This window comes from Pseudomonas sp. IT-347P (assembly GCF_949768005.1).
Taxonomy (GTDB): domain Bacteria; phylum Pseudomonadota; class Gammaproteobacteria; order Pseudomonadales; family Pseudomonadaceae; genus Aquipseudomonas.
The window spans coordinates 13,402-26,049 of record NZ_CATKPQ010000055.1; the positions used below are offsets into that span (position 1 = coordinate 13,402).

Below are 12,648 nucleotides of genomic sequence, written 5' to 3' on the forward strand. Positions count from 1 at the left end.
CGCGCCGTGCGTGGGAGATTGAAAGATGTCCGCAGCTACTGCCACCCCAAGCGCCGCAACTGCCGCGCCGCAAGCCTTCGAAATTCGTCCGTTCAGCGGTGCCGTCGGCGCCGAAATCATTGGCCTCGACCTAAGCCGGCCGGTCAATGATCAGGATTTCGCGCGCATTCATCGCGCACACCTCGATCACCACGTCGTGGTCTTTCGCGATCAGCAGATCACCCCGCAACAGCAGATCGACTTCAGCCGCCGCTTCGGCGTGTTGCAGATCCATGTGCTCAAACAGTTCCTGCTGGCCAATCACCCGGAAATCCTCATCGTTTCCAACATCGTCGAAAACGGCCAGAACATCGGCCTCGGCGACGCCGGCAAGTTCTGGCACTCCGACCTCTCCTATAAAGAGCTGCCGAGCCTCGGCTCAATGCTCCATGCGCAGGAGCTGCCGTCCGAGGGCGGTGACACCCTGTTCGCCGACATGCACAAAGCCTGGGACAACCTGCCCGTAGCGTTACGCAAAGCGGTCGAAGGGCGCTCGGCCGCGCACTCCTACACGGCGCGCTACAGCGAGACCAAATTCGAAGGTAACTGGCGTCCGACCCTGACCCCGGAGCAACTGGCTCAAGTCGCCGAAGTGGTGCACCCGGTGGTGCGTACGCACCCGGAAAACGGTCGCAAAGCACTGTTCGTCAGCGAAGGTTTCACCACGCGTATCGTTGGTCTGCCGGAGGACGAGAGCCAGCAACTGCTGAGCGAGCTCTACGCCCACAGCGTGTTGCCGCAAAACATCTACCGCCATCAGTGGCAGCCCCACGACCTGGTGTTCTGGGACAACCGTTCGCTGATTCACCTCGCCGCCGGCTGCCCGGCGCATCTGCGCCGCAAGCTGTATCGCACGACCATTCAGGGCGACGCGCCTTTCTGATTCGCCGGAGATTGATCAAATAATGAACGCTCCCTTGCCAGGCCACGCGGCCAGCAACCCGATCGCCCGCAGCGACGCGTTGCTGGCGGTCGATCACGTCAGCCTCGAATACCGCACGCCGCAACGTGTGGTGCGTGCCACCCACCAGGTCAGTTTTGAAATCGATCCGGCCGATCGCTACGTGCTGCTCGGCCCGTCCGGTTGCGGCAAATCGACTTTGCTCAAAGCGGTCGCCGGATTCATCCAGCCGTGCGAAGGCGAGATCCGCCTGCAAGGCCAGCGCGTTGACGCACCGGGGCCGGACCGGATTGTGGTGTTTCAGGAATTTGATCAACTGCCACCGTGGAAAACCGTCAAACAGAACGTGATGTTTCCGCTGCTGGCCTCGCGCACCCTGAAGAAGAAAGAAGCTGAAGAACGCGCGCTGCACTATCTGGAAAAAGTCGGTCTGGCGGCATTCGCCGATGCCTATCCGCACACCTTGTCCGGCGGCATGAAAGCGCGCGTGGCGATCGCGCGGGCGCTGGCGATGCAGCCGAAAATCCTCTTGATGGATGAACCGTTCGCCGCGCTCGATGCCTTAACCCGCCGCAAGATGCAGGAAGAATTGCTCCTGCTCTGGGAAGAGGTGCGCTTCACCCTGTTGTTCGTCACTCACTCGATTGAAGAGGCGCTGGTGGTCGGTAATCGCATCCTGCTGCTGTCGCCGCATCCCGGGCGGGTGCGCGCCGAAGTGCACAGCCATCAATACGACTTGCACAGCTTGGGTGGCGTGGCGTTTCAGGAATCGGCGCGGCGCATTCATCGGCTGCTGTTCGACGAAGGTCAGCCGGCGGAAACCGAGCGTGATCACGACTTCAATGACATTCGCATCGCCTATTGAGCGGCCAGGAGGACTACCCGATGAGCCATTCATCATCCGTGCGTGAAGAGTTCGAAATTGTGCTGGAGCCGCTAACGGAAGTGCCGGTCGAGCGTGAGCTGTCACTCGGTACGCGGCTGTGGCAACAGGGCTGGTTGCGTAAAAGCCTGATCCTGATTGTGCTCGCCGTCGTGTGGGAAGTGGTCGCGCGGATTCAGAACAACGATTTGATGCTGCCGAGTTTCCTGCAGACCAGCCATGCGTTGTTCGACGGTCTGCTCAGCGGTGAATTGCTGGCCAAGGTGTGGATTTCGCTGGTGGTGCTGATCAAGGGTTATCTGATCGGCATCGTTCTGGCATTTGCCCTGACCACGCTGGCGGTGTCGACGCAGTTGGGCCGCGATCTGCTGAGCACGATGACCTCGATGTTCAATCCGTTGCCGGCGATTGCTCTGCTGCCGTTGGCGTTGCTGTGGTTTGGCCTGGGGCAGAACAGCCTGATTTTCGTGCTGGTGCATTCGGTGTTGTGGGCGTTGGCGCTGAATACTTATGCCGGGTTTCTCGGTGTTTCGGAAACCTTGCGCATGGCCGGGCGCAATTATGGTTTGAAGGGTTTGCGTCTGGTGCTATTCGTCCTGATCCCGGCGGCGTTGCCGTCGATTCTGGCCGGGCTGAAGATTGGCTGGGCGTTTGCCTGGCGCACCTTGATCGCGGCGGAACTGGTGTTTGGTGCGACCAGTGGCAAGGGCGGGTTGGGTTGGTACATCTTCCAGAATCGCAATGAGCTGTACACCGACAAGGTATTTGCCGGGTTGGCGGTGGTGATTCTGATTGGCTTGCTGGTGGAGAACCTGGTGTTCGACACCCTTGAGCGCGTGACCGTTAAACGGTGGGGTATGCAGCGGTAATTTTGTGGTGTGGCGGCTGGCCTCATCGCGAGCAGGCTCACTCCTGCAAGGGATCTGCGTCGAATACAAAATCTGCTGGCACTGATGATCAACTGTAGGAGTGAGCCTGCTCGCGATAGCGTCAGTCATGCCACCACAATACTTGAAAGTTGTTTGCTAGCATTGCGCTCAGATCAATCCTGATCAGCCATGAGTGCTCAGCATGCAACTCCCGGACATGAACCTTCTGGTCGCCCTCGACGCTTTGCTCGACGAAGGCAGTGTGGTCGGCGCCGCGCGGCGGATGAACCTCAGCCCGGCGGCCATGAGCCGCACGCTCACGCGGATCCGCGAAGCCATCGGCGATCCGATTCTGGTGCGTGCCGGCCGAGGGTTGGTGCCAACGCCCAAAGCCCTGGAGCTGCGCGAGCAGGTGCGTGACGTGGTCGAGCAGGCCGCATTGCTGTTTCGTTCCGCCGACACCGTGGAGTTGGCCACGCTGCGGCGACGCTTCAGCATCCGCGCCAACGATTTTTTCGTCGGCGTTTATGGCGGCAAGCTGTTCGATACCCTCGACCAACAGGCACCCCATTGTGAAATCCGCTTCGTTCCCGAAGGCGATGGTGATGATGAAGCCCTGCGCGAGGGGCGCATCGACCTCAGTGTCAGCAACACCCGCCCCGTCACCCCGGAAGTCAAAGTGCAGAACCTGTTTTCAACTCACTTTGTCGGCCTGGTGCGCGAAGATCATCCGCTGCTCGACGGCGAAATCACCGCCGAGCGCTACGCAGGGTTTTCCCATATCAGCATGTCGCGCCGCGGCATCGCTCGCGGCCCGATTGATACGGCGCTGAACGCCTTGGGACTGGAACGCCGGGTGGCGGTGATCGCCCCGAGTTTCCATGCGGCGATGTTCGCGTTGCCCGATTCCGACCTGATCCTGCCCGTGCCGAAAGAAGCGCTGCTGAGCGTGCGTCGACTGGGTTTGAAGTTGCGCTCATTCAACCTGCCAATCCCGTTGCCGACGCTGATGCTGACCCAGGCCTGGCACCCGCGTTTCGACAAGGATCCGGCGCATCGCTGGCTGCGCGAAACCCTCAAGGCCTGTTGCGAGGAAACCTGGCTGGCGGCCCAGCCTTAATCCCCCAAACAGCATAAAACCCTGTGGGAGCGGGCTTGCTCGCGAAAGCGGTGGGTCAGTCAATATCATTAGTGGCTGATCCACCGCTTTCGCGAGCAAGCCCGCTCCCACATTGGTTCTCCATTGTTGCGTCTGGCGCACTTATAACCTGCCAATAAGTCAATTTTCGTCATTGCCAAGCCCGACTAAGATGCTCCGGTATTTGTCCCCCTGGAGTGTGTATCCATGACATCCCTGACGGCGGCGGCGCCCAGCGCTGCGGCCAGCCCGGCGACGGCAGTCATGCCACCGGTGTTCGGGGCGCGAATCATCATCGGTCTGGTCGGCGTGTTGCTGGCGGTGCTGGTGTCGGGCCTCAACGAGATGGTGACCAAGGTTGCCCTGGCCGACATTCGTGGCGCGTTGAACATCGGTTACGACGAAGGCACCTGGCTGGTCGCCAGTTACACCGCCACCTCGGTCGCAGCCATGGCGTTCGCGCCGTGGTGTTCGGTGACCTTCTCGCTGCGCCGTTTCACTCTTTATGCAATCGGTCTGTTCACCATGCTCGGGGTGCTCTGCCCGTTTGCACCGAACTACGAAAGCCTGCTGCTGATGCGCATCCTGCAAGGCTTGGCCGGCGGTGCGTTGCCACCGATGTTGATGACCGCCGCCCTGCGATTTCTGCCGGCCAATATCAAGCTCTATGGCCTGGCCGGTTACGCGCTGACGGCGACGTTCGGCCCCGGTCTCGGCACGCCGCTGGCCGGTTTGTGGACCGAGTACGTCGGTTGGCAATGGACATTCTGGCAGATCATCGTGCCGTGCCTGATCGCCATGGTCGCCGTGGCGTATGGCTTGCCGCAGGATCCGCTGCGCCTGGAACGCTTCAAGTCGTTCAACTGGAAAGGCCTGCTGCTGGGGTTTCCGGCGATCTGCATGCTGGTGATCGGTTTGCTGCAAGGCAATCGGCTGGACTGGTTCGAGTCGAGCCTGATCTGCGGCTTGCTCGGCGCCGGTTCGCTGCTGCTGGTGGCGTTCCTGATCAACGAATGGTCGCAACCGATTCCGTTTTTCAAATTGCAGATGCTCGGCCTCCGCAACCTGTCGTTCGCCCTGCTGACATTGGCCGGGGTGCTCGTGGTGTTGCTGGCCGTGGTGCTGATTCCGTCGAGTTATCTGGCGCAGGTGCAGGGTTATCGTCCGGTGCAGACCGCACCGATCATGCTGATCGCCGCGCTGCCGCAGTTGATTGCGCTGCCGCTGGTGGCGGCGCTGTGCAACCTGCGCTGGGTCGATTGCCGCTGGGTACTCGGCATCGGTCTGAGCATGTTGGCATTGTCTTGTCTGGGCGGGTCGCAGCTGACCTCGCAATGGATCCGCGACGACTTCTACGTCTTGCAGTGGCTGCAGATCTTCGGCCAGCCAATGGCCGTGCTGCCGCTGTTGATGCTGTCCACCGGCAGTATCACGCCACAGGACGGACCCTTCGCTTCGGCATGGTTCAACACGGTGAAAGGCCTGTCGGCCGTGCTCGCCACCGGGGCGATCGATGCGCTGACCACCTCACGGCTGCATTTCCATTCGAGCATGTTGGTTGACAGTCTCGGTAACTCGCCGCTGGCCGATCACAGCGATCCAGGTCTGGCTCATCGTCTGCACGAGCAGGCCGTGGTGCTGACCTCTTCCGATCTCTATGTGTGCATGGCCGGTGTCGCGGTGGTGCTGATCCTGCTGATTTTCTGGATGCCGACGCGGATCTATCCGCCGCGCGCGCCGACCTGATTGCTGTACTGAAACGGAAGGTTTTTATGACGACTCAAGCAAAGCAAAAACTCGCGGTGGCCGTGGCGGCCGCGTTGGCCGTTGGTGTGCTGGTGTATTGGGTGATGCCTGATGTATTTGGCAAACGTACCCGGCAAACCACTAACGATGCGTTTGTCTCCGCTGACTACACCCTGGTGGTGCCGCGCGTGGCCGGTTTCATCAAGGAAGTGCTGGTGGAAGATAACCAGCGGGTAAAAGCCGGACAGTTGCTGGCGTTGATCGATGACCGCGATTTGCGCGCCGCTGCCGAAGCGGCGGACGCGCAAACCCTGGTGGCGCGGGCGCAATTGCAAAACGCCAAAGCGACGCTGGAGCGTCAGGCTTCGGTGATTGCCCAGGCGCAGGCCTCGGTGGTGTCGGCCAAGGCTGAAATGGCGTTCGCCCAGCAGGAATTGAATCGCTACAACCACTTGGCGGGCGTGGGCGCCGGCACCGTGCAAAATGCGCAACAGGCGCGCACCCGTATCGATCAGGCCACGGCTCGCCTCGACACCGCCACGGCCAAACTGGCTGCCGAGCGCAAACAGGTGGAAATCCTCACGGCTCAGCGTGATGCAGCCGAAGGCAGCTTGAAGCACGCGCAAGCGGCGCTGGAAATCGCCAGTTTCGAACTCTCTTACACGCGTATCACCGCACCGCAGGACGGCATGATCGGCGAACGGGCCGTGCGCGTCGGCGCTTACGTGACCCCGGGCAGCAAGCTGCTGGCGGTGGTGCCGTTGCAGCAGGCGTATGTCGTGGCGAATTTTCAGGAGACGCAACTGACGGACGTGCAGCCGGGGCAGGAAGTGCAGGTGCGCGTCGACAGCCTGGGTGGCGAAGCGTTGAGCGGACGGGTCGAGAGCATTGCGCCGGCGACCGGCGTGACCTTTGCGGCGGTGAAACCGGATAACGCCACCGGCAATTTCACCAAAGTGGTGCAGCGTATTCCGGTGAAGATCATGCTCGAGCCGGGTCAGCCGTTGGCCGAACGGCTGCGGGTGGGGATGTCGGTGGAGGCGAGTATTGATACGCACACGTCGGCGAAGTCAGTGCGTGAGGTGAGTCAGCGATGATGGACGTTGAATTGGCTGACGCCTTCGCGAGCAAGCTCGCTCCCACATTGGATCTCGGCAACACCACAGAACCCCTGTGGGAGCGAGCCTGCTCGCGAAGAGGCCAGTGGCAGCAAATTACCTTGAGTGCCTTGCTCGCAGTGAGTCTCACCGCCTGTACCGTCGGCCCTGACTTCCAGAAGCCCGAAGCGACACAAATTGCCGACTGGGCCAAACCGGCCAAAGCCGCCCCCAGCCAAGCCGTCAGCGATCCCCTGAACGAACGCTGGTGGGAAGTTTTCCACGACCCGCAACTCTCCGCGCTGACCCAGCGTGCCGTGCGCAGCAACCTCGACCTGCAACTGGCCAGCAGCCGCCTGCAGCAAAGCCGCGCCGCGCGCCAGGTGATCACCGCTGAGCGTTATCCGAACACCGCCGCCACCGGCAGTTATGCGCGCAAACGCAACAGCGGCGAAGGTCTGAACGATCCGTCCGGGCATAACGGCGATTCCGCATTCAACCTGTGGGATGCGGGGTTCTCCGCCGCATGGGAACTGGATGTCTGGGGCCGCGTGCGCCGCGAAACCGAAGCGGCCGATGCCAACCTCGAAGTTGCCGAAAACGACCGTCGCGGGGTGCTGCTGGCCGTGCTCGCCGACACGGCGCAAGACTACATTCAACTGCGCGGCGTGCAGAACACCCGCGCTGTCACCGAGCAGAACCTCGACGTCGCGCGGCACAGCCTGAAACTCTCGCAACTGCGTCTGGCCGACGGCGTAGCCACTGATCTCGACGTCGCCGAAGCTGCCGCGCAAGTCGCTGCCATCGAATCGCGCCTGCCTGCGCTGGAACAACGCCAATCGCAACTGATCAACGCCATCAGCCTGCTGATGGGCGAACCGCCACAGGCTCTCGCAAAAGAGTTATCCACAGACGCCGCCGTACCGCAGTCGCCGCTGCAAGTGGCCATCGGCTTGCCGTCGCAACTGGCCGAACGCCGCCCGGACATCCGCCAGGCCGAAGCGCGCCTGCACGCGGCCACCGCCAATATTGGCGTAGCCAAGGGCGATTTCTATCCACGCATCACCCTGTCCGGCAACCTCGGCTCACAAGCCATGCAACTCAGCGATTTCGGATCCTGGGGCTCGCGTGCCTTTGGCATCGGCCCGCAATTCAGCCTGCCGCTGTTCGACGGTGGACGTCTGAGGGGCATGCTGCAACTGCGCGAAGCGCAACAACAAGAGGCCGCCGTCGCTTACCAGCAAACCGTGCTGCGTGCCTGGCATGAAATCGACGATCAGTTGACCGCCTACAACGCCAGTCAGCGCCGCCGCGACAGCCTCGCCGAAGCCGTACGCCAGAACCAGATCGCCCTGCGCACCGCGCAACAGCAATACGTCGAAGGTGTGGTGGATTTCGTCAACGTCCTCACTGTGCAAGGCGCGCTGCTGGCGACGCAGGAACAGTGGGTGGAGAGTTCGACCGGGGTTTCGCTGGCGATGGTCGGGTTGTACAAGGCCTTGGGTGGGGGATGGGAATCGGTGTATCCAGACGAGCACCGGGTCGCCGGGTTGCCGGGTGTCGCGAAAGCACCAGCCGGCGTCGACGGTTCTGCTGTGGCTGACCTAAAGTGATGAGCAGGTTGGCGCGTCATACTCTCGTGGCGCAGCGGCGCGGCAAGAGGAAGCAATGGCGGTTAACAGAGTCACGCCAATGGGCGACACGCAAGATCCCTTTGCCGCACCCGGCTCCTGGTTCGGCAGCCTGCGCTGGGTGCGCTGGGTAAAACATCATTGGCTGTGGCCGATCCTCGCGCTGGCGGCGTTCGTACGTTTTTATGACCTGACGGCGGCGGCGATCTGGGGCGATGAAGGGTCCAGTCTGCTGTTGGCGCGCTATCCGTTGAGCGAAATCTGGAAGCACGCGGCCTTCGATGTGCATCCGCCGCTGTACTTCATGCTGCTGCATGGCTGGATCGAGCTGTTTGGTGACGGCATCTTCGCGATCCGCTGCCTGAGTGCGCTGGCCGGCATCGCGTCGGTCGGGTTGGGCGTCTGGCTGGTGGATCGCCTGGCCACGCGCCGTGCTGCCTTCATCGCCGGTCTGTTGCTGGCGCTGCTGCCGACAGCGGTGCGCTACAGCCAGGAAGTGCGCATGTACGCGCTGCTCGGGGGACTGTTGCTCGCCGCAAGTCTGGCGCTGGTCTACTGGATCAGGCGCCCCCAGCGAAACCGCTATCTGGTGATTTACGCGTTGTTGATGAGCGCGGCCTTCTACACCCACTACTTTGCCGTGCTCGCGGCGTTGAGTCATTGGCTCTACCTGATCGCGATCCGCGTACAGCGCGGTTATCGATTCCGCCATATCCAGCGCTGGAACTGGTGGCTGGCGAACCTGGCCATCGTCGTGCTGTACCTGCCCTGGCTGCCCAATCTGCTCGACTTGATGCAGCACATGGAACAGCTCAGGGCCGGCGGCGATGTCGGCTGGGAGCCGGCCGTCACCTTGAGTTCGCTGCCGTCGATGATCTGGTTGTGGTTGATTCAGGACGATGGCGAGACGTTACCGCTGCTGACGTTCGCAGCGTTGCCCCTGGCATTGCTGGCACTGGCGGCTGTCGCGGTGATGCGCGATCGCAGCGTGTCGCGCGGCAGCATTCTGTTGGCGCTGTACACCGGGCTGCCGCTGCTGCTGGTATTTGCGGTGTCGTTCATCACGCCGGTCTTTATCGAGCGCTATTTGACCGCGTACGCTTTGGGGCTGCCGATGCTGGCGGCGTTGGCCATTGACCGTTTGTACAGCCACGCACGGTTGCTCGCCCTGGCCGTCTTGGTCTCACTGATCGGCGTGGAACTGGTCGGCGTGAACAACAATGCCACCGTCAACAGCGACGATCAGTTCGACCGCGTGGTGAATTACGTCAATCAGCACTTTCTGCCGGGCGATCGTATCGTCACCAGCGACATGCTCTGGTACTTGAGTTACGTCTATTACGACCGCAGCGGTGCGCAGGTGCGCCTCTATACCCCGCCGACAGCGGACGGCCGGTCGACACAACCGAATGAGTACGGCTTCGGCACTCTTGTGAGCCGCGAGGTCTATCTGGACAGCCTCGCGCAATTGCCGGGGCATGGACGGGTCTGGCTGGTCGGGACCTTCGGCGCTGCGGAAGAATTCTCACCCTTGCCCGCCACCTGGAAGCCCGGCGCCGAAATCCATGCCGGCGGCGCCAAGGCACGCCTGTTCGTCCCCCAACCACCACTCGACTAAAGCCGCCCCTCTTTAGACGGAGCGGCCGACTGCGAGCTTTTGCCTCAGGATTTACCTGACAAATCTGCCATGCCCTTGAGCAATTCAATCGGCAACGGAAAGACAATCGTCGAGCTCTTGTCCCCGGCAATCGAACTCAAGGTCTGCATATAGCGCAACTGCATGGCGCCGGGCTGGCGACCGAGCATTTCCGCCGCTTGCATGAGTTTTTCCGAGGCCTGCAATTCGCCTTCGGCGTGGATCACCTTGGCTCGCCGTTCGCGCTCGGCTTCGGCCTGTTTGGCGATGGCGCGGACCATCGACTCATTGAGGTCGACATGCTTGATCTCAACGTTGGCGACTTTGATACCCCAGGCATCGGTCTGCGCGTCGAGTACCTGCTGAATGTCGATGTTCAACTGTTCGCGTTCGGCCAGCAGCTCATCCAGTTCGTGTTTGCCGAGCACCGCGCGCAAGGTGGTTTGCGCCAACTGACTGGTGGCCGAGAGAAAATCCTCGACCTGAATAATCGCCTTCTGCGGATCAAGCACGCGGAAATACAGCACGGCGTTGACCTTCACCGACACGTTGTCGCGGGTGATCACGTCCTGCGGCGGCACGTCGAGCACCACCGTGCGCAGGTCGACCCGGACCATTTGCTGAACCACCGGGATCAGCAGAATCAGCCCGGGACCTTTGACTTGCCAGAAGCGGCCGAGCTGAAACACCACGCCGCGCTCGTACTCGCGCAGGATGCGAAACGTCGAGCCGGCGAGGGCAATGACCAGTAACAGCAGCGCAACAAAACCGATTTGCAGACCCATGATCACTCTCCGAGTGGCGCCGCGTCAGTCGCGGCCACTTGCAGCAACAATCCCTTGCGACCCACCACGCGCACCGATTGCCCGGTGTGCAGCGGTGTCGCGCTGAGCACTTGCCAGCGCTCGCCTTGCAGTTGAATCCAGCCATTGCGCGCATCGCCCGGTTGCACCGTGGTGATCGCGGTCACGCTGCCGAGCAGGCCGGCGTCGCCACTGACGGCGTGGCGTGGTCGGGTCTTCAGGGCACGAATCAGCAGTGCGATCAACAACAGGGCGCTGATCAGACCCAGGCCAATCATCATCGGTACCGGCAATTCGGCGTCGCTCAGGATCAACGCGCCAATGACGAACATGATGATTCCGCCCAAACCGATCACCCCGTAGTTGGGCAGCGCGGCTTCAGCGATCAAAAATACGATTCCCAACGTAATCAACCACAAACCGGCGGGGTTCATGGCCGGTGGCGGGTTGTCGGCAGCGAGGGCTGAGCCGCTGATCAGCAGGAGCAAGGCAAACGTACAACATCGGCTGTTCACGTGACCCTCCGCGAGCGTCATGTCTGGTTCTTACAGTCTAGTTGAGGGTGGCGCTGGCTGAATTTTGATCAATGTGCGCATGTGTCCAGTGAGCGGATTTACCTTCGCCAGCAGTTCGCCGAACTAGACTCAACGACACGGCAATCACCGTTCAGCGCAACACCGAGGTGCATCATGCGTATGGCTAAAAAGGTGCAGAGCAGCCTGAACCGGGCGCACTGCGAGTACGACATCGTCGCCCACCGACACTCCTCCAGCAGCCTCGAAACCGCGCGGGTCGCCGGGGTGCCGGCTGAGCGGGTGGCCAAATCCATCATCCTCGACGACCACCACGGGCACTACCTGATGGCCGTATTGCCGGCCAGCCGTCACCTGGACCTGAGCAAGGTACGCACCCGCGGCGAATGGCAACTGACCCGCGAAAGCAACCTGGCGCGCATCTTCGACGACTGCGAACGCGGCGCGGTGCCGCCGCTGGGCGATTCCTATGGTCTGGACATGGTCATCGATCCGCTGCTGACGCGGCAGAAGGATATTTACCTGGAGGCGGGCAACCACAACTATCTGCTGCACATGAGCATGCCCGAGTTTCTGAAAATGGTGCCGCATGCCGAGGTGCGGGAGTTGAGTGATTAGGTTTTGTGGTGGTCTTGCAGGCGTCATCGCGAGCAGGCTCACTCCTACAAGGGGATTGCGTTTCACCTGCGGGAGTGAGCCTGCTCGCGAATAATCTTCCAAACACCCCATTTTTGAAGGAGTTGAGCAATGGAAAACCCAACGCATAGCCTGCCATCGCTGTTCAAACAACTCGGCCTTCCCGACGATCCGGTCAACATCGACAAATTCATCGCCACCCATTCCCCGCTCAAACCAGAGCTGCATTTGGCTGACGCGTTTTTCTGGTCGAAGAGCCAAGCGGAGTTTTTGCGTGACGAGATTCTGGATGACGCCGATTGGGCGGAGGTGGTGGATCAGTTGAATGTGATGTTGCGCAAGGGACGGGATGCGTAGGGCTGGCGCAAAAACTTATTACAGATTGCCTGACTGATTTCAGCCCACATCGGAGTAGCGTTCCGGTTCTGAGAACCAGGAGCGCGAAGCGATGCCCCCGTTTTTGCCTGTAGAAACAATCAATGTTGCGCAATTAGCAGACAAACTTGAGGCAATCATCCAAAGCAGCCGATTCGGGCCGATTGCTTTGCAGAATCAGGATCAAACGGTGGCTTATTTGATATCCGCACCGTTGTATGAGGATCTACTGAACACGCTGGATGATCTCGAACTGGCTTCCGTCGTTCACTCACGCCGTGAGGAGGTTGGCCTTCCTCACGAGATCGACGAACTCTAAATGTTCTCACTTTGGGAAGATTTGTTTCAAAACTTGACTGAA

13 protein-coding genes are annotated in these 12,648 nt (G+C 61.1%); 11 read left to right on the forward strand and 2 right to left on the reverse strand.

The genetic code is table 11. The features are described from left to right. Window positions 1-25: 25 nt before the first annotated feature. The 8 genes from ACM6IV_RS19660 to ACM6IV_RS19695 all read left to right on the forward strand — a co-directional run bounded on the left by ACM6IV_RS19660 (window position 26) and on the right by ACM6IV_RS19695 (window position 9,922). Window positions 26-922: a TauD/TfdA dioxygenase family protein gene (locus ACM6IV_RS19660; protein WP_414871276.1), complete on the forward strand. Its 897-nt coding sequence runs from the start codon at window positions 26-28 to the stop codon at window positions 920-922. A gap of 22 nt (window positions 923-944) precedes the next feature. Further along, window positions 945-1,805, forward strand: a complete 861-nt coding sequence (locus ACM6IV_RS19665) for an ABC transporter ATP-binding protein (protein ID WP_414871277.1) — start codon at window positions 945-947, stop codon at window positions 1,803-1,805. Between the two features lie 20 nt (window positions 1,806-1,825). Further along, window positions 1,826-2,692: an ABC transporter permease gene (locus tag ACM6IV_RS19670; protein WP_414871278.1), complete on the forward strand. Its 867-nt coding sequence runs from the start codon at window positions 1,826-1,828 to the stop codon at window positions 2,690-2,692. 202 nt (window positions 2,693-2,894) lie between these two features. Continuing rightward, on the forward strand, window positions 2,895-3,812 hold the full coding sequence (locus ACM6IV_RS19675) for a LysR family transcriptional regulator (protein ID WP_414871279.1): 918 nt from the start codon (window positions 2,895-2,897) through the stop codon (window positions 3,810-3,812). A gap of 225 nt (window positions 3,813-4,037) precedes the next feature. Next, the gene (locus ACM6IV_RS19680) at window positions 4,038-5,576 is read left to right on the forward strand and encodes an MFS transporter (protein WP_414871280.1); all 1,539 of its coding nucleotides are present in this window, start codon (window positions 4,038-4,040) and stop codon (window positions 5,574-5,576) included. A gap of 26 nt (window positions 5,577-5,602) precedes the next feature. Beyond that, a complete protein-coding gene (locus tag ACM6IV_RS19685) occupies window positions 5,603-6,673 on the forward strand; it encodes an HlyD family secretion protein (RefSeq protein WP_414871281.1) in 1,071 nt (356 codons plus the stop codon). Next, window positions 6,670-8,286 carry an efflux transporter outer membrane subunit gene (locus tag ACM6IV_RS19690; protein WP_414871282.1) on the forward strand — a complete coding sequence of 539 codons (1,617 nt, stop codon included), beginning with the start codon at window positions 6,670-6,672 and terminating at the stop codon, window positions 8,284-8,286. Before ACM6IV_RS19685 ends, ACM6IV_RS19690 begins: the two co-directional genes overlap by 4 nt. Before the next feature lie 55 nt (window positions 8,287-8,341). Continuing rightward, the gene (locus ACM6IV_RS19695) at window positions 8,342-9,922 is read left to right on the forward strand and encodes a glycosyltransferase family 39 protein (RefSeq protein ID WP_414871283.1); all 1,581 of its coding nucleotides are present in this window, start codon (window positions 8,342-8,344) and stop codon (window positions 9,920-9,922) included. A 44-nt stretch (window positions 9,923-9,966) separates the two neighbouring features. On the opposite strand, the gene ACM6IV_RS19700 is transcribed toward ACM6IV_RS19695, so the two are convergent. Together ACM6IV_RS19700 and ACM6IV_RS19705 are read right to left on the reverse strand one after the other, a co-directional pair. Beyond that, window positions 9,967-10,725 carry a slipin family protein gene (locus tag ACM6IV_RS19700; RefSeq protein ID WP_003220464.1) on the reverse strand — a complete coding sequence of 253 codons (759 nt, stop codon included), beginning with the start codon at window positions 10,723-10,725 and terminating at the stop codon, window positions 9,967-9,969. Between the two features lie 2 nt (window positions 10,726-10,727). Further along, the gene (locus tag ACM6IV_RS19705) at window positions 10,728-11,258 is read right to left on the reverse strand and encodes an NfeD family protein (RefSeq protein ID WP_414871284.1); all 531 of its coding nucleotides are present in this window, start codon (window positions 11,256-11,258) and stop codon (window positions 10,728-10,730) included. Window positions 11,259-11,432: 174 nt separating this feature from the next. Between ACM6IV_RS19705 and ACM6IV_RS19710 the strand changes: the two genes are divergently transcribed. From ACM6IV_RS19710 to ACM6IV_RS19720, 3 genes are all read left to right on the forward strand, one after another. Next, window positions 11,433-11,894, forward strand: coding sequence for an aminoacyl-tRNA deacylase (locus ACM6IV_RS19710; RefSeq protein ID WP_414871285.1), 462 nt, complete (start codon window positions 11,433-11,435; stop codon window positions 11,892-11,894). A 129-nt stretch (window positions 11,895-12,023) separates the two neighbouring features. Further along, complete coding sequence (locus tag ACM6IV_RS19715; RefSeq protein WP_414871286.1) at window positions 12,024-12,269, forward strand: DUF2789 domain-containing protein; 246 nt, start codon at window positions 12,024-12,026, stop codon at window positions 12,267-12,269. 91 nt (window positions 12,270-12,360) lie between these two features. Then, window positions 12,361-12,606, forward strand: coding sequence for a hypothetical protein (locus tag ACM6IV_RS19720; protein ID WP_414871287.1), 246 nt, complete (start codon window positions 12,361-12,363; stop codon window positions 12,604-12,606). Window positions 12,607-12,648 lie beyond the last annotated feature (42 nt).